Annotated in this window: 19 protein-coding genes and 1 tRNA gene; 11 read left to right on the top strand and 9 right to left on the bottom strand. The window is 62.3% G+C overall.

Annotated features, from left to right (window positions below):
- Positions 1–30 precede the first annotated feature (30 nt).
- The 11 genes from L2Y96_RS17980 (at position 31) to L2Y96_RS17935 (ending at position 9417) form a co-directional block, all read left to right on the top strand.
- Positions 31–408, top strand: coding sequence for a phage tail tube protein (locus L2Y96_RS17980; RefSeq protein WP_247328942.1), 378 nt, complete (start codon positions 31–33; stop codon positions 406–408).
- Between the two features lie 4 nt (positions 409–412).
- Positions 413–703 (top strand): phage tail assembly protein, encoded by a 291-nt coding sequence (locus tag L2Y96_RS17975; RefSeq protein ID WP_247328940.1) that lies wholly within the window; start codon positions 413–415, stop codon positions 701–703.
- A 105-nt stretch (positions 704–808) separates the two neighbouring features.
- Positions 809–2803, top strand: a complete 1995-nt coding sequence (locus L2Y96_RS17970) for a phage tail tip lysozyme (protein WP_247328939.1) — start codon at positions 809–811, stop codon at positions 2801–2803.
- Positions 2800–4188, top strand: a complete 1389-nt coding sequence (locus tag L2Y96_RS17965; protein WP_247328937.1) for a DNA circularization protein — start codon at positions 2800–2802, stop codon at positions 4186–4188. The genes L2Y96_RS17970 and L2Y96_RS17965 overlap by 4 nt, the downstream gene beginning before the upstream one ends.
- A 3-nt stretch (positions 4189–4191) precedes the next feature.
- Positions 4192–5259, top strand: coding sequence for a phage baseplate assembly protein (locus L2Y96_RS17960; protein ID WP_247328936.1), 1068 nt, complete (start codon positions 4192–4194; stop codon positions 5257–5259).
- Positions 5256–5828 (top strand): phage baseplate assembly protein V, encoded by a 573-nt coding sequence (locus tag L2Y96_RS17955; protein ID WP_247328934.1) that lies wholly within the window; start codon positions 5256–5258, stop codon positions 5826–5828. Before L2Y96_RS17960 ends, L2Y96_RS17955 begins: the two co-directional genes overlap by 4 nt.
- The gene (locus L2Y96_RS17950) at positions 5825–6268 is read left to right on the top strand and encodes a phage GP46 family protein (RefSeq protein WP_247328932.1); all 444 of its coding nucleotides are present in this window, start codon (positions 5825–5827) and stop codon (positions 6266–6268) included. Before L2Y96_RS17955 ends, L2Y96_RS17950 begins: the two co-directional genes overlap by 4 nt.
- A 37-nt stretch (positions 6269–6305) precedes the next feature.
- Complete coding sequence (locus L2Y96_RS17945) at positions 6306–7475, top strand: baseplate J/gp47 family protein (protein WP_247328929.1); 1170 nt, start codon at positions 6306–6308, stop codon at positions 7473–7475.
- Positions 7472–8068: a YmfQ family protein gene (locus L2Y96_RS17940; protein ID WP_247328927.1), complete on the top strand. Its 597-nt coding sequence runs from the start codon at positions 7472–7474 to the stop codon at positions 8066–8068. The genes L2Y96_RS17945 and L2Y96_RS17940 overlap by 4 nt, the downstream gene beginning before the upstream one ends.
- Before the next feature lie 6 nt (positions 8069–8074).
- Entirely contained in the window at positions 8075–8941 is an 867-nt protein-coding gene (locus L2Y96_RS23125; protein WP_484497396.1) for a glycine-rich domain-containing protein, read from the top strand.
- Complete coding sequence (locus L2Y96_RS17935; RefSeq protein ID WP_247328925.1) at positions 8938–9417, top strand: tail fiber assembly protein; 480 nt, start codon at positions 8938–8940, stop codon at positions 9415–9417. The genes L2Y96_RS23125 and L2Y96_RS17935 overlap by 4 nt, the downstream gene beginning before the upstream one ends.
- A gap of 17 nt (positions 9418–9434) precedes the next feature.
- Here L2Y96_RS17935 and L2Y96_RS17930 read toward each other — a convergent pair whose 3' ends face one another.
- From L2Y96_RS17930 to L2Y96_RS17890, 9 genes are all read right to left on the bottom strand, one after another.
- Positions 9435–10226: an FkbM family methyltransferase gene (locus L2Y96_RS17930; RefSeq protein WP_247328922.1), complete on the bottom strand. Its 792-nt coding sequence runs from the start codon at positions 10224–10226 to the stop codon at positions 9435–9437.
- Between the two features lie 575 nt (positions 10227–10801).
- On the bottom strand, positions 10802–10981 hold the full coding sequence (locus tag L2Y96_RS17925; protein ID WP_247328920.1) for a hypothetical protein: 180 nt from the start codon (positions 10979–10981) through the stop codon (positions 10802–10804).
- Between the two features lie 120 nt (positions 10982–11101).
- Positions 11102–11263: a hypothetical protein gene (locus L2Y96_RS17920; protein WP_247328919.1), complete on the bottom strand. Its 162-nt coding sequence runs from the start codon at positions 11261–11263 to the stop codon at positions 11102–11104.
- A gap of 37 nt (positions 11264–11300) precedes the next feature.
- Entirely contained in the window at positions 11301–11744 is a 444-nt protein-coding gene (locus L2Y96_RS17915; protein WP_247328917.1) for a hypothetical protein, read from the bottom strand.
- Between the two features lie 417 nt (positions 11745–12161).
- Positions 12162–12749, bottom strand: coding sequence for a hypothetical protein (locus L2Y96_RS17910; RefSeq protein WP_247328915.1), 588 nt, complete (start codon positions 12747–12749; stop codon positions 12162–12164).
- Between the two features lie 32 nt (positions 12750–12781).
- On the bottom strand, positions 12782–12964 hold the full coding sequence (locus L2Y96_RS17905; RefSeq protein WP_247328914.1) for a hypothetical protein: 183 nt from the start codon (positions 12962–12964) through the stop codon (positions 12782–12784).
- A gap of 359 nt (positions 12965–13323) precedes the next feature.
- Positions 13324–13399 (bottom strand) — tRNA-Lys (locus L2Y96_RS17900).
- Positions 13400–13469: 70 nt separating this feature from the next.
- On the bottom strand, positions 13470–14414 hold the full coding sequence (locus L2Y96_RS17895) for a VTT domain-containing protein (RefSeq protein WP_247328912.1): 945 nt from the start codon (positions 14412–14414) through the stop codon (positions 13470–13472).
- 82 nt (positions 14415–14496) lie between these two features.
- A complete protein-coding gene (locus tag L2Y96_RS17890) occupies positions 14497–15894 on the bottom strand; it encodes a sensor histidine kinase (RefSeq protein WP_247328910.1) in 1398 nt (465 codons plus the stop codon).
- Positions 15895–15939: the final 45 nt, after the last annotated feature.

Genomic DNA, 15939 nt, shown 5'->3' with positions numbered 1-15939 from the left:
GGGCGGCTTTCGCATATCTGGAGAAGAGAGATGCCGGGAAACAACGCAAATCGGCTGGCTGGCACCGTGTACCTGTCGGTGGATGGCCAGACGTACATGCTGGCTGGCGACTTCGAGTACAGCCCGGCGCTGGTCAGCCGCGAGACCCTTACGGGGCAGGACACCGTCCACGGGTATAGCGAGAAGCCGATCGCGCCGCACATCGCGGGAACGCTGCGTGATTCGGGCGGCCTGAGCGTCGCGTCGATCAACGCAATGAGCAACGTCACCGTCGTCGCCGAGCTGGCGAACGGCAAAACCATCATCGGCCGCAACATGTGGACGGTGGAATCTCAGTCGAGCAAGCAGGCCGACGCAACGATCGAAGTTCGTTGGGAAGGCCCGCAGGGCTCTGTCACGGAATCCTAAAACCATGCTTGAAGAAGTCACCCTTGAACTCACCAGCCTGGTATCCATCGGCAAAGGCGACGGCGCCATCGAGATCACGGAGCTGAAACTCCGCGAACCCACGGCTGGCGAGATGGAAAAGGCGGCGCGCTCGGATACGAACGTGGGCGCGCTGATCACCATGATCAGCCTGATTGCCAAGGTTCCGCGAGGTGCCGTGGAAAAGCTCACCCGCTCTGACCTGGCGGCAGCGGAGAAAGTGCTCGGCAGTTTTACCGACGGTGGTCAGCCGACGACGCCGGCTGGCGACGACTGATCGCCGAAACAACGAAGTTCTACGGATGGGGCCCGCATGACGCGTGGTCCCTGACGCTGGATTGCCTGGAGTGGTGGGCCCGCGAGGCCGAGAGGATGTCGAAACATGCCTAATTTCAACATCGTAATCTCGGCCACCGATAAGGCGACGGCCACCGTCCGGAAGATCAACGACTCGCTCGATCGCGTCGCACGCCCGTTCAAGGAAGTTGGAAAGTCGTTCAAGAGCCTCGGCACGGAGCTTGGGTTCGACAAGATCGGCAAGAACCTTGGGACCATCCGAGCGTCGGCCGCCGGCGCCGCTCGCGGAATTGCCTCGATCGCCGCTCCGCTATCGGCCGTTACGGGTGTTAGCTCGGTGGCTGGCGTCGTGGCTCTTGCGAATAGCTGGGCGAAGGCCGGACGGAGCATCACCTACGCTTCGCAGGCCTCAGGCGTCGGCACGCGCGGATTGCAAGAGATCGAGGGCGCGGCTCAGCTCGTCGGCGTAGCCGGCGGCGAAGCTACCGCGGTGCTCCAGTCCCTGGGCGACACGATGCAGGACGCTCTCTATGGGCGTAACCAGCAGGCGCTCATGCTGTTCAACCGCCTGGGTGTCGGTATCAAGAAGACGGGGGAAGGCGCTGTCGATGCGGAGGCCCAGCTCAAGTCGCTCGCCGGCGCGATCTACCGCCTGAAGACGCCGCAGCAGCAGAATCTCGTGGCGTCCCAGCTGGGCCTGACGCCGCTTCTGCCGCTACTGCGGCAGGGTCCAGCCGCGATCGATCAGCTTACGGCCAAGGCGCGTGAGCTCGGCCTGGTCATGGATGGCTCGGCGTTGCGGTCCGCAACCGAATTCGCCAACAACCTCGAGACTCTTGAGGCTTCGGGTCGCGGTCTTCGGAACGAGCTCGGTAACGCCCTCATTCCCGCCATCAAGCCGCTGGTGACGGAGCTTTCAAGCTGGATATCGAAGAATCGTGAGCTGATCTCGGCCAAGGTAGGCGAATGGGCCAAGGATTTTGGTCAGTGGCTCAGTTCGATCGACTGGAAGGCTATCGGAAAGGACATCACAGACCTCGGCAACGACATCAAGGGTGTCGTTGACTGGCTTGGCGGCTGGAAGAACGCAGCGATCGTCGTAGCCGCGGTGATGAATGCGCAGCTGATCGGAAGCGTGATCTCGCTGGGTGCCACCCTGGCCAAGAGCGGCATTGCTATCGCTGCCTACATCGGCCAGTTGGGCGCCATGGAGGCTGCGGCGACCGCCGCCGGCGCCGCGAACGGCGCAGCCGGACTGTCTACAGCAGGCGCCCTCGGTCGATTTGGTGCGTACGCGGCGGCTCTCGGCGGCGGCGTCTACATCGGTAACAAGATCAGTGACGCCATGGACGGCACGGTCGTCGGCGACAAGTTCTCCCACTACAACACCAAGGCGCTCGGTGGTCTCCTCAGCTTCTTCGGCCTGAAGAACAACCGCTTCTCCGAAGCCGCCAAGTACGACGGCTACGATCAGAAATACAACGGTGTGGCCGCGACCAGTGGGGCCGATGCGGGGACGCAGGCCCGCGTGGTCGACTTCTTCACGAAGAAGGGTTGGTCACGTGAGCAGGCCGCGGGTATCGCCGCGAATCTGTCTAGCGAGAGTTCACTCAATCCGCGCGCATCCGGCGACAGCGGTAACGCGTATGGACTGGCCCAGTGGCATGGCGACCGGCAGCAGGCCTTCCGCGCCTGGGCGGGGAAAGATATCCGGACATCGTCCATCCAGGACCAGCTCGAGTTCGTGAACTATGAGCTGACGAAAGGGAACGAGTCGGCGGCTGGTGACAGGCTGAGGAAGGCTACTACCGCGCGCGAGGCCGGCGCAGTTGTCTCCGCGCAGTACGAGCGTCCGGCCGATATCGCAGGCGAGGCAGCACGTCGCGGCGCTCTGGCCGACCAACTGGCATCCGCGCCGCAGGGCCCGTATAGCAGTGGCGCGGCGAAGGATGGCGCGGTGAAGGTCGAGGTTGAACTGAAGAACGCGCCTGCGGGCACCACGGCGACGGCGAAGTCGAGCGGAAACGCTTCCGCGCAGCCAGTGCGCATCGGCTATTCCGGCGTAGGAGCAACGATGTGAGCTGGTTTGATGAACTTCGCCCGGCGTCATTCCGCGGCGTGCCTTTTGCCGTGCTCGGCGGGGAAGGGCGATTTGGCCGCCGTGTGGCCGTTCACGAGTACCCGGGCAAGGACCGTCCCTACGTCGAGGACCTAGGGCGTTCGACGCGCCGTATTGGCCTGGTGGGCTTCCTTGTCGAAGACTCCCTGGTGTACGGCGGTGGGAGCGTCATGGGGCAGCGCGATCGGATGATCGCTGCCGTCGAACAGGCTGGTCCTGGCATCCTCGTTCACCCGACGCTTGGCGAACTCCGCGTTTCCGTTCCGGACGGGGGCCTCGGTGTATCCGAGCGCTGGGACCAGGGAAGGTATTTTGAACTCAGCTTCTCGTTCATCGAATCGGGCGAGAGGGTGTTTCCTTCCTCCACGGTCTCGAATACCAGCCTGGTTGGATCGTTGATCGACGCGCTTGGGCTCTCTGCCGCAGCTGATTTCGTCTCCAGCATGACCCGTATGGTGAATCTAGGATTGGGCATCGTTCGGGGTGTGGTGAGCCTGGGCAACGCAGTCGTCGCGCAGGTCGTCGCCGTTTCTGCCGGATTCCAGGTCGAGGCCGGTCAGGCGGCTCGGGATGCCACGAACCTCGCTAACCTCGCGAGCCTGCTGACCGGCAACTTTGGGCGCTACCAGAACGCCAACGTAGCCTCAGCCTATTCAAAATCGCGATCCAGCGTTTCGGCGACGCCTACCACCATCACCGCGCTGACGGCGCAGGGTGCCCAGGGCAGGGCGGCAGTAACCCAGGCGGGAGTAGACCTGATGTCCGCCGCGGCTGGCCTGGACGGATCTACAGTGGCCGCGCTGCCAGCCGCTGCCCAGGGCGTCACATCGAGCCTGGCCTCGGTGGCCTTGAATCCAGGCGATGGGGTCCGGCTCTTCACGGGTCTCGCAGTGTTCCAGCCAGACGCCGTATCGGTGCCCGGCCAGACGGGAGCAGCCATGGCGATCGCTCAGGACGCGACCGCATCTCTGTTCCGACGCTGTGCGATCGGCGAACTGGCCCGGGCGGCGATTGCCTATGCCCCCTCATCGCATGACGACGCAGACGCCGTTCGTGACCAGGTCACGGCCGTTCTCGACAGTGAGATCCTGCACGCTGGCGACATTGGCGACGACCAGACGTTCCTTGCATTGCGGGAGCTTCGCCAGGCGCTGGTCGCCGCACTGAGCACTATCGCCGGCGGTCTCTCGGCTATTCAGGACTTTCGCCTGCCCGGAAGCTCACCTGCGTTGGCCGTAGCCCAGCGTCTGTATCAGGACGCGACGCGCGCCGACGAGCTCGTGGCCGAAGCGGTACCCATCCATCCTGCATTCATGCCCACGCGGTTTCGAGCGTTGGCGAGGTAGTTCATGTTCGACGAGGAGTTGACCATCACCGTCGGTGACCAGACGGTCAGCGGCTGGACGGATGTGCGCGTCACGTTGGGCATCGAGCGTCTACCGTCCGACTTTTCCGTCGGGATGACTGAGCGGCACCCCGGCGAACTCGCCAGTGTGATAGCCGCCCCGGGTGCGCCATGCCTGGTAGAGATCGGGCAGGACCCGGTCATCACGGGATACGTCGACCGCTTTGTGCCGAGCATTTCGGCCAGCGCGCACTCCATCAGCATGGTTGGGCGGTCGAAGTGCGCCGACCTCGTGGATTGTGCCGCCGAATGGCCTGGCGGCCAGATCAGCGGCGCCGACGCCCTGGGTATCGCCACGAAGCTGGCCAAGGTCTACGGCATCACCGTGAACTGCGATGTACCCGGGCTACCGATCGTCCCCCAGTTCAACCTGATGCTCGGTGAATCGGCTTTCGAAGTGATCGAGCGGGTTTCGCGCTATTCGGCATTGCTGGCCTACGACCAGCCCGATGGGAGCCTGATGCTCTCTCAGGTTGGCCGACAGCGCGCCGCGAGCGGTTTCAAGGAAGGGGAGAACGTTCTGGACGCTTCGGTCGAGTATTCGGCCGATCAGCGCTACAGCCAGTACCAGGTTTTCCTTCAGGCAGTCGACGTTCTCACGGACCTGGGTGACGGCGGCAACTTGATCTACACGATCAACGATCCGAACGTGAAGCGGCACCGCGGCCTGATCCTTATCGCCGAGGCCGGCGGTGGCGGGAACGAGATCTCCCAGAAGCGCGCGCTGTGGGAAATGGCTCGGCGAGCCGGTCACTCTCGGGTCGTACGCATCCGCTGTGACAGCTGGCGCGACTCCGATGGCAATCTGTGGCGCCCCAACACCATCGCGCCGATTGATCTTCCGTCGCTGAAGCTGTCGGCAAACGATTTCGTCATCGGACAGGTCACGTTCCTTCGATCGGAGCAGACGGGATCGGTCGCCGAACTTGTCCTGATGTCGCCTGACGCGTTCCGGCCCGAACCCATCCTCCTGCAGCCGACCTTCGGCGATATCCCGGACATGAGCCAATGACGATGGAAGACGGAGCTATCCGCCGCATAGTCCGGCGGGTCCAGGCGACGATCGGCCGTGGAAGGGTCACCGCAAGCCGAGACAGCGGTCCCGCACAGATGATCCAGGCGCAACTTGGCCCGATCGAGGTACGTGATAACACGCCGCGCCTCGCGGAGTTCGGCTTTTCGTCGCGGCCGCCGGTCGGGTCGGATGTCGTGCTTGTGTTCGTCGGCGGCGACCGCACGAACGGCATCATCGTTGCCACTGGACACCAAGCCTCCCGGCCACGCGACCTAGCGGTGGGTGAGACCAAGGTCTACGACTTCTTCGGGAAATTCATCCATTTCACCGAGGAGGGCGGGATCATCATCGAGGCGAATGGGTCTCCGGTGACGGTAAACAATGCCACGACGGTGACCATTAACGCGTCCGAGAAAGTGCTCATGGATACCCCGTTTCTTGAGGTGACAGGGGATATAAAGGCGCACGGGGACATCACCGACAAGAAGCGCTCGATGGATGGCGATCGCGCTATCTACAACGGTCACACGCACGGAGGCGGCTCCCCGCCGACACCGCAGCAATGACGGACATCTCGACTGTTTGGGCGGTGGAGCGCGGCGAGGGCGACTGGGTTATGGACGGCCCTTCCTTGGCCAGCGGGAACGACCTGACCACTGCGGTGCTAATCAGCCTCTTCACGGATCGCCAGGCCGAGGCGTCGGATACCCTCCCCGATGCGTCAAACGATCGCCGTGGCTGGTGGGGCGATCTCGATCAGGATGTTCCCATCGGATCGAGGCTCTGGCTACTTGATCGGTCGAAGCTTACGCCGACCGTAGCCATCCGGGCACGTGATTACGCTAAAGAGGCGCTCAGCTGGTTGATCGACGATGGCGTAGCAGCGTCGGTTGATATCACCACGGCGATTGTCAGGCCGGCGTCCCTGCATTTGACGGCCTCGATCACTCGTACAGACGGCACCAGGCAATCCTCGACCTTCGACTGGGCTTGGTCCCAGATCTAACCGCCAGGCGTCGCGCTGGCGCCCTCAGGACCTACACATGCCTTTTTCGCGACCGACATTGTCGGACCTTCGCGCTCAGGTTCTGGCCGATATCAAGGCTGGCCTGAAAGGAGCCGACTCGCTCCTGCGCTTTTCGAACCTCAACGTTCTGGGCACTTCGACCGCTGGGCTGGCGCATCTCCATTACGGCTATCTCGACTATATTGCCCTTCAGGCAACGCCGTACACGGCGACCGATGAGTTCCTCGAGGCCTGGGCAGCGCTGAAGAATATCTACCGTGAGCCTGCCACGGCAGCCACCGGTACAGCCACATGGCCGGGCCAACCGGATACGGTGCTTCCATCGGGTACGCCCGTTGCCCGAGGTGATGGCTACGCGTATGCCACCACGACCGATGCAGTTGTGGGCGTTGATGGGACCGTCACTGTGTCGATCGAAGCACAGCTGGCGCCGATCGATCCGGTGAACAACCCGACCGGCAACGGCGCCGCAGGCAATGCGGATGCTGGAACGGTGCTGACGCTTCAAGCTCCGGTGGCCGGCATTCAGTCGACCGGCGACGCGGCGTCAGCCCTGACTGGCGGCGCCGACGTGGAAAAGGATGATTCCCTCCGCGCCCGCATGCTCTTCGCATACCAGAATCCGGCTTCGGGCGGATCGCTCAAGGATTACATCCGCTGGGCGACGGCGGTCCCCGGGGTTACGCGCGCCTGGTGCGCTCCCAATGGGTTTGGCACGGGCACCGTCGTGGTTTACACGATGTTCGACGTGTCCGAGGCCGCGCACAACGGCTTCCCGCAGGGAACCGATGGCGTTTCCCAGTTCGACAAGGGACCAGGGACGACAGGCCCACGCGGCACTGTCGCGACTGGCGACCAGCTACTGGTGGCCGACTCAATTATTGATGAGCAGCCCGTCACGGCACTCGTTTACTCCTGCGGACCCGCGCCGAACAGCGTCAACTTCGTTATCACTGGCCTGAATACCGCCTCAGTTGCAACAAAGGCTGCGATCGCTTCGGCGATAGATGCCGTCTTTCTGCAGCAGGGATCGCCGATTGCTGGTTCTGACGTCGACCTTTCGTCGATCAATACCGCGATCGGCGCGATCTCAGGAACCCAGGGCTTTGTCATCACGGCGCCGGCGGCAAATATCCCCAATGTCACGGGGCAGCTTCCCGTGCGCGGCACGGTAACGTACCCATGACGATACCGGTCTATTCGGCCGACGACTTCACCGCCGCGCTGTCAGGTCTCCTCCCACGCGGCCGTGTGTGGCCACGAGATCCGGACGCGGTGGTCATGAAGACCGTGGCGTGTCTCTCGCCCACATACGAGCGTAGCTCTTTGGCGGCTACCAACCTGTTGGTGACCGCATTTCCGGCGACGGCGACGGACCTGATACCCGAGTGGCAGGAGACGCTTGGCCTGCCGGATCCATGCGCTGGTACCGCGCCGACCATCGTCCAGCAGAGGCACCAGATCGTCGCCAGGCTCACGGATAGCGGCGGTCAATCAGCCGCGTACTTCATCCATCTCGCCGCGGCGCTCGGCTACCAGGTGACGGTCACGAATGACGCGCCATTTCGATGTGGGCAAAGCCGGGCAGGGCATCACGTCGGTAGCACGGAATGGTTCTTCGTCTGGGCCATCCACGCACCGCTTGTCACTACCATCCTTTTCCTCGCCGGCCAGTCCACCGCCGGGGAGCCACTGGTCACGTTTGGCAACGCGGTGCTCGAGTGCGAACTCGGTGAGCGAACGCCTGCGCACACCATCCTCAAATTTATCTATGAGTGAGGAACTATGTTTCGTATCGATAACGCAACGGCTGCGCCGGCGCTACCGGCACCGTCAGCCCCTGGAACGCCTGGATATTTCACTGACGGTAGCCCAGGCGGCGGCGTACCCGCGACTGTCGTGCCTGCCGAGTGGCTGAACGCTGTTCAAGAGGAGCTGGCCAATGCCATCACGGCGAACGGCGGTGTACTTGTTAAAGGGGTGAACAACCAGCTTGCAACAGCGATGCAGGGAAAGCTGGTCGGCGTCCAAACCTTCGCGACGCCGGGCACGTTCACTTACACGCCTTCGGCCGGAACGAAGAAGGTGAGGGTATGGGTGCAAGGGGCGGGCGGCGCGGGCGGCGGCTCGGTTGCAACCACCTCCGGGCAGTGCAGCGTGGCTGGCGGCGGGGGGGCTGGCGCGTTCTGCTTAGGCGTTATCTCTGCAGGGTTCTCCGGCGTCAGTGTAGTTGTCGGCGCGGGTGGCGTGGGCACTTCTGGTAGCGCAGGTGGTGCTGGTGGCGCATCTAGCTTCGGCGCTTTGATGACGGCCCCCGGTGGGTCGGGTACTGGCCCCGGCGCCCTTGCCACTACTGGATCGATCCAGGGTGGAACCGGCCAGTCGGCTGTTGCGACTGGGGGTAACATCATCAACGCGGCAGGTGGCAACGGCCAGCCTGGCACGGCCGTTAGTATCGGCAGCCTCTGTGCCGGAAATGGGGCTGCTTCATTCTTCGGAGGGTCGGCTCCCGGGTCGAACTCCACATCGGGCGGCGGCAACAACAACACGGCCGGCGGCGGCGGTGGCGGAGCGGCTAGTCTCCCGAGCGGAACGGCTCAGAAAGGCGGCAACGGCGCACCGGGCCTAGTCATTGTCGAGGAGTTCGCATGAACACATATGCCTACGTTTACAACGGTGTTGTTCAGGAAATCATTCCTCCGGTCGAAGCTGATGACGGCACGTATATTCCGCTCGACCAGCGGTTTACGCCCGAGTTCTGCGCGATGTGCGTGGATATCACCGACATCGAACCCCAGCCAGTTGCGGGAGACGTGGCAAGCAAGGGCGATGGCGGAGCGTGGTCGTTCGCCCCCTACGTGCCACCGGCGCCGACGCAGGAGCAAATCCTGTCCGCGAATACTGCGATGCGCAACCAGCTGCTGGCTGCCGCCGCGCTGGCGATCGCGCCGCTTCAGGATGCCGTTGATCTTGACGAGGCTACAGCTCAAGAGACCGCGTTGCTGACGCAGTGGAAGCAGTTTCGGGTGGCTGTGAACCGCATCGACATCACGAAGGCGAATCCGGATTGGCCCGCGCCTCCGCAAACGGGTTACGGCGCCGTCGTCATGGACGGCACTGTGGTCTGAGTGTAAAAACCGGGTCGTCAGTCGGCGACCCTGTACTCGTACGCGGCACGGAATCCGGCGACCTGATCATCGTCGAAGGCGCAGACGATCGTGGCGTACTTCATTTGCAGGATGTGGTAGTACATCACCTTGTAGCTGTCATTCGGCTCGTGGAGGTTCAGATACGTGCCTCCCTGAACCGCATAGAGCTTCGGGAAGATGCCGCGCAGATAGTCGAGGAATTCCGGCACCGACGTGCGCTGGAACGCGTTTAGGCACCAGTGGTTCAGTTCCAGCACCACGACCGGCTTATACCGGTGGATCGTCCTGATCCCACCGCGGAGTACGTGCGACTCGAACCCTTCCACGTCGATCTTCACGAAATCTAGGCCGGCCAGGTCGAGGGACGTGGCTACGTCGTCCAGGCGGCGGACCTCGATCTCTTCGTGGATGTGGCCCTCGCAAGCTTGCGTCTGGTTCGAGACGAAGCCGCCGGCGCGCGTGAACGGCGAGAAGGTGAGCTCGAACTTGCCAGGGGCATCTCCGAGTCCGAATTGGTGAAGGCAGAGCTTGTGCTGGCCAGCCGTGTTTCCCGTGAGAAAGCGGAACGTAGACGGGCTCGGCTCAAAGCAATGCACGACATCGGCCATCTGGGCGAACGCAAGGGCAGTGAAACCGATGTTCGCGCCGACGTCCAGGACCGTGCCCTTCGCGAAGTGGCGGAACAGCGCAATCATCTCGGGCTCGAAGTCGGCGCCCGCAGCGCGCAGGTATTCGTCATCCGACTCCATGCGATAGGTGTTGTCGGCGATTTTTACGGTAGCTTCCACGGCGCTCTCCCTAGTCAGCCATGAAGGGTAGACCGCGGCCGTCGGACAGGCAACGGGGGCGACTCTCGACAGGTGAGACCGTGCAGGCGTAACCTCCGCCGCCCTATGGGCACGATCACCTGGATACCCCGAGAACGAAGTGGCATGGGCGGCTTGATGCCCCAACGCTACGCCGTGAACGACTCGGGCCGTAGGGTGGCCTTCGTGCGCGAGCTGGCCACGCTGGATGGCTATCGCGTCAGTCTTTTCCCCGATGGGAATCCAAGTCATGCCGTTGAGGGGAGGATCCGATTCCTTGGCCCGCGGCCGAGCGCTGCCGACGTAGTCCAGGCGTGGGACGCTTACGCCATGAAGATGGCTACCCGCTGGCTCGAGCGGAACCTATAGGCCGCGCTTCGCTGCCTCGTAGCGATCGGCTGCGCATCTAGGGCACGGGCCCACCACATAGCGGCTGCCGAGCGTCTTCTGCATCGGGTTGTAGCCGCCATGGCCGGGCACAGGGCATTCCTTCCAGGCGTTCTCGGCCTCGAGCTTGCGGTCACGGTCCCGTCGCCATGCGCTACGGCCGTACCGGTTCAACGGCGGCGCCTCGGTTTCGGTGAGGGCCGGTAGCCGGGCAGGCACTCGGTACACATCTGGCCAAGGCGGTAACGCTGGCGGTGACGCTCGCAGAAAACATGGCCTGGACCGCCGTAGCTGCTGTTACCGGCGGTGCCATTGCGCTTGGCGCGCTCGAAGGATCGGAACGAGTTCATATGGTCATTTTCTGACCACCTGTTCTCATCGATAGCGACCCGACAGGGCCGATTGCCGAAGTTGGACCAAAAAAAACCCCGCCGAAGCGGGGTTTCTCTGAATTCTGTAGGCGGTAGAACTTAAGCCGCTCGCGGGACCGACAGCATCTCAATGCGCTGTTTCATGGCTTCATTGGCCCGATCAAAACAATCACAGGCAAGCTCGAGCAACGCAATCACGTCCTGAGCACTACGCGGCGTCTCGAGTGCGGGCATCTTCAGGGTGGCAACGTTGGTTTTCATGGCAGTTCTCCGTGGGCTCCTACTCTTGTGTGAGTGCTTAGTACTGACGTTGTGTGGAAAGTTTCTGAATGCAATCTCTGTAAGCTTCTTCGTTGCCCGTCTTTAAGGCAGTGTTTATGACTTTGATCTGCGTGACGGACATTTCACAATTGAGCAGCACGATCATGCGCTCGGGATCGTTCGTAAACTGCTCGCTTTGCTTCAACAGGGAAAGCACCAACTCAACCATCTGCATCTGACCAAGGATGACCTCGATGCTAGGGTCTGAGTATTGGAAATGTGTGAACCCGTAATACTTATGGGCTTCCAGTACCAGATTGATCTGCTCGATCGCCTTCTGCCAGAGCTTTTGTGCGGTCTGCGTCATCTTCTCTTCGAGCTGATGAGCATCCATCTGACCGCTTCCATCGCTTCCCATGCTAATGCTTCCCCCTGTTTGCAAAGTGAAGGGCTCAGCCTCCACCACAAAACTAGCCTTCACGAAGACTGTTCAATGTCAACCTAGCTCTACATTCTAAACAGTTAACCGAGCAATTACCACGACTTTCGATCCTGTCAAGCACTCGTTTAGTGATCGGCCGGATCTCGTGAAACTTTAACCCTCGGGTTGGCGAAAAAAACCATAAATTTCAGTGCATTGTGAGCAGCTGAATGGCAAGCCAACCTATGGCATAGGCTGATGCATCACGGCTTAGACGCAACGCGTGGAACATGGTGTGGAACACGCGGTGCCGTTTTTTTCACACCCATGCATTGCGCGCAGGGAAAATTATGGTGCCTCTCACGAGTAGAGCGCCCCAACAGCACGTGGATAACCGTAAGCGATTGAAAAATCAGGTGGTTCTTGACTGGCTTGAGCCAACACCCTTGATTAAGTCAAGGGGTCGAACGGTCATGATCAGCAATAGTGACGCACGCAGTGCAGGATGATCGCCGAAGTGTGCTCACCGAACAGGATGTGCACCACGGAGACAGGGATTTGCAAAGCGTCTGCAATTTCCTCGACCTTGATCTTGCCGTTGTTAAGCTCGCGAGCAAACTCCTGACGCTTCGCTTCCGGGCAAAGCAAACCAAGAGCCATATAGACGGCAAGGTGCTCAGACATGACGCCAGGAGCGATCTTGTCGAACGCAGGCGGTGTCGTCAGCTGCTCTAGCAAGACTTCGAAGTCGTCTGCCGTGCCTACATGGTCGTAGGCATCATCGAAGACGTGCATCAATTCTTTAACTTGCGCAAACCGCTTCGCCGGATCCGACTGACCTGAGGCGATCAAGATGCAAGGATGCCCGCCAAACTGGCCAGCGAGCCAGCTGTTGTCTCCAGGCTTTAAATATGCGCCACGAACCCTGCTTGAGCCTGATACCGTCGGCACAGCACGCACCTGCACCTCCGCGCCGGTAATCCGGGTGACGGTATCAAACAAGATCTTAAGACTTACAGGAATCGCCTGCTTCTGGGCGACTGCATGCAACTGCGCGTAGGACATCCCTGCTCCGTTGGTCAGGCTTGGAATCGCGATTAAACGATTTCCACAACCTCGTAGTTGCCGTCGCGCAGGTTCTCGAGCATGTGGGCCAGCTCACCGGCGATCTCTTCGGGCGTCGCGTCGCGATCGCTACCGGTATACAGCTTGATGTTCGACGCACCGAGGCCGCTCGTGCCAAAGAGCAGCTCTTGGGCCTTGCTCATATTGGTAGACATGGTCTCTCTCCGGTATTCCAGCTGAGGCATGAGTGCTCCGGCCGGCCTAACACTGTAGCCGTAAAAAACGGCAGGTTCAACTGCGACTGTCGCTTGCGACAGTACGGGTGTCAATATAACTGACGTCACAAAGTGACGTTTTTTCGCGAACTGTGACGAAACATGCGATCGAATATGCGGCTAAACAATGGAGCCTAGATCGTACTGTTCATTTCTTAGACGGCAGATCAGGCTGAAAGTTTAGAGGCACATTGCGTGCCAACGCCTCGACCAACCGAAAAAGGGCACAAATTTTACGGGGAATTTTACGGCCGAAGCTCGTCTACCAGACCAGATTTTACGTAACTTATTGATTGCAATGGTGGGTCGTGACGGATTCGAACCGTCGACCTACGGATTAAAAGTCCGCTGCTCTACCGACTGAGCTAACGACCCATACGCACGGAGCCGGCTAGTTTAGTGGCCGGGGCCGGGTGGCACAACCCAAAGAGGCTGAAACCGCCGTTCAGGTGGCCAGGATGATGGCTTCGACGTCGCGCCCGGCGTCGCGCCAGGCGCCGATGCCCCCGGTCAGGGGCCGCACGTTGGCGAAGCCCAGTTTGGTCAGCCGCTCGGCCACCTTGGCCGCCGAGACTTCGTTGGGGCACGAGCAATAGATCACCACGGCCGTGTCCCGGGGCAGGGTGGCGAGGTCGGCGCTGGCGGTGGTCAGGTCGAACAGGCGCGAACCCGGGATCACGAAGGGGTCGTCCCTGCGGTTGGAAAGGCTGCGCACGTCCACGATGAGTGCGCCCGGGTCGTTGGCCAGCAGCACGGCCAGTTCGTCGACGGAAATGCGGCTCTTGCGCAGCCGTGCGATCAACAGCGTACGACGGGCATAGCGGAATGCGATCCAGACGACCAGGGCAATCGCCGCGAGCGTCGCCAGGCCGAAGCCGAACTGCTTCAGCAACGCGAGGACGGCGTCGATCTGGCGGTAGAACAGCATGCCAACCGATAGCCCCACCGAGATCCACAGGGCTGCGCCGGCAAGGTCGTACACGGTGAACCGGCTGAACCGGGTATCGCCGGCCCCGGCGATGGGAATGGCCACGAGCGAGAGGCCGGGGATGAACCGGGATACCAACAGCAGCTTCACGCCGCGCTTCTCGAAGAACCCGCTCGCCCGGCGTACGCAGGTATCCGGGGAGAGGGAGATGCGGCAGAGGCTGTCCAGCACCCGGTAGCCGAAGCGGCGGCCGGTGAGGAACCACGCGGTATCGCCCGCGAAAGCACCCGCAAGCGCGCCGACGAACGTGGCCAGGATCAGCATGGGGTTCTGTGCCAGCACGAGCGTGCTGCCGACCACGATCAGCGTGGGCATGGCGGGAACCGGCAAGCCGATGGCACCAGCGAATACGCCCAGGAACGCCACTACCGGCGCGGTATCCGACCAGTTAACGCTCGCCACGACCCTACCCTCGGCAGCTCGGTTTCAGTGGCGCAAGGGTACGCCGGTCCATGCTCCGCGCACAGGGGCCTGCCGCGTGTTTTCACATGGCCGGGTGGTGGCTGAGTTCCGCCGCCCGCTGCGGCGCGGGGCCGGCGGCCGCACCCTCCAGTTGCACCCAGAACAGCGTGCCGCGGCCCGGGCTGGAGCGGACGCCAATCTGTCCCCCCAGGAGCTCGGCAATGCGCCTGGCGACGGCCAGCCCAAGCCCATAGCCGGGATGCCCGGGTAGGCGCGTGAAGTCATCGAACAGGCGTTCCTGTTGGCGCGGCTCCAGGCCCATCCCGTTGTCACGCACTTCAAGACGCACCGCATCACCACGCCGGCGCATGGCCACCAGCACGCGCCCATGTGGGGTGCTGATCACGGCGTTGGCAACAAGCCGGTGGATCAGCTCGCCGAGCAGTCCGGCGTCGCTGCGGATCGGTAGCCGGCCACCTCGCCAATGGATGTCCACGCTGAGCCGGCCGGCATCGTTGGCGATGGCACCGCGCTCCCGCACGAACAGATCGGCGGCGATCACATCGCTGCAGGTCGGTTCGATCGCGCCGGCATCGAAACGGGCGAGATCCAACAGTCCGTCAAGCAGTTCATTGAGCCGGGTGACATTCGTGCGCATCTGGCCCTGTACGGCGCGTTGGCGCAGATCGTCACCTGGCTGCATGCCGCCGACGAAAAGGGAGAGCGCCTGCAGAGGCTGGCGGAAATGGTCGCCCACCTGTTCAATGAAGCGCGTTTGCCGCGCCATTTCCTGCATGCGTTGGCGGAAGGCCTCGGCCAGCGCCGCATCGTGGCGGCTGCGCAGGTCGCGTAGTTCACCCACCAGGCGGTCGACGGCGTGCACCGGTGATTCATCGACATGCGGGCTGCTTCTGTCACGCGGAAGCAATGCTGCATCGACGCGTTTTTTCACCGCATCCTGGTTGTCGAACGCCTCGATCAGCTCACGCTCCAGTAGCCGCTTGCAGGCGAGATAGACGGCAACGATGCCCGCGCCGAGCAGCAGCATCATGAGCATGGCGGCGAGGCGCCTTTCACGTAGCGCCGAGGCATCCGAGATGGTTTCAATCTCACCCAGCGGCGTAGCCACCACCACGTGCATCTGCTTTCCCGCGTGGACGGGGCGTCCGCTGTCGATCAAGAGGTCGGTGCCTTCGTTGCGGCGCAGAATCACCTGCGCCGTTGGCGAGCTGCGCGATAACGTGCGCGAAAGCGCGTCACGTACCGCATCGTCTCCGGCATTCGGTTGCACCACGCCAGCCAGCCGCACCGCCTGGATGCGCGCGACGTTTCGCGCTTCCAGCGTGATCGCATGGAGGTGCATCGCGCCCAGCGTCCCGGTCAGCGCAAGCGCGACCGCCACCATCGGCAGCAGGCCCTTGCGGGCCCGCCGCGCGCTCGACGGTGACGACCGTCCGGGCGGTGGGAATGACGCGATCATGCAACGGCCTTGGGCTGGGTCTCATGACGAATCTATGAAACACCA

This window comes from Luteibacter aegosomaticola (assembly GCF_023078475.1).
Lineage (GTDB): Bacteria > Pseudomonadota > Gammaproteobacteria > Xanthomonadales > Rhodanobacteraceae > Luteibacter > Luteibacter aegosomaticola.
The sequence above is the reverse complement of the archived record's forward strand: the minus strand, read 5'-3'. Positions and strand labels throughout refer to the sequence as shown.

Bases quoted from the DNA above. Each gene is read 5' to 3' on its own strand.
- L2Y96_RS17935 (WP_247328925.1), top strand. From the start codon at position 8,938: ATGAACACATATGCCTACGTTTACAACGGTGTTGTTCAGGAAATCATT.
- L2Y96_RS17905 (WP_247328914.1), bottom strand. From the start codon at position 12,964: ATGTCTACCAATATGAGCAAGGCCCAAGAGCTGCTCTTTGGCACGAGC.
- L2Y96_RS17945 (WP_247328929.1), top strand. From the start codon at position 6,306: ATGCCTTTTTCGCGACCGACATTGTCGGACCTTCGCGCTCAGGTTCTG.
- L2Y96_RS17920 (WP_247328919.1), bottom strand. From the start codon at position 11,263: ATGAAAACCAACGTTGCCACCCTGAAGATGCCCGCACTCGAGACGCCG.
- L2Y96_RS17940 (WP_247328927.1), top strand. From the start codon at position 7,472: ATGACGATACCGGTCTATTCGGCCGACGACTTCACCGCCGCGCTGTCA.
- L2Y96_RS17980 (WP_247328942.1), top strand. From the start codon at position 31: ATGCCGGGAAACAACGCAAATCGGCTGGCTGGCACCGTGTACCTGTCG.
- L2Y96_RS17950 (WP_247328932.1), top strand. From the start codon at position 5,825: ATGACGGACATCTCGACTGTTTGGGCGGTGGAGCGCGGCGAGGGCGAC.
- L2Y96_RS17925 (WP_247328920.1), bottom strand. From the start codon at position 10,981: ATGAACTCGTTCCGATCCTTCGAGCGCGCCAAGCGCAATGGCACCGCC.
- L2Y96_RS17955 (WP_247328934.1), top strand. From the start codon at position 5,256: ATGACGATGGAAGACGGAGCTATCCGCCGCATAGTCCGGCGGGTCCAG.
- L2Y96_RS17975 (WP_247328940.1), top strand. From the start codon at position 413: ATGCTTGAAGAAGTCACCCTTGAACTCACCAGCCTGGTATCCATCGGC.
- L2Y96_RS17910 (WP_247328915.1), bottom strand. From the start codon at position 12,749: ATGTCCTACGCGCAGTTGCATGCAGTCGCCCAGAAGCAGGCGATTCCT.
- L2Y96_RS17970 (WP_247328939.1), top strand. From the start codon at position 809: ATGCCTAATTTCAACATCGTAATCTCGGCCACCGATAAGGCGACGGCC.
- L2Y96_RS17890 (WP_247328910.1), bottom strand. From the start codon at position 15,894: ATGATCGCGTCATTCCCACCGCCCGGACGGTCGTCACCGTCGAGCGCG.
- L2Y96_RS17960 (WP_247328936.1), top strand. From the start codon at position 4,192: ATGTTCGACGAGGAGTTGACCATCACCGTCGGTGACCAGACGGTCAGC.
- L2Y96_RS23125 (WP_484497396.1), top strand. From the start codon at position 8,075: ATGTTTCGTATCGATAACGCAACGGCTGCGCCGGCGCTACCGGCACCG.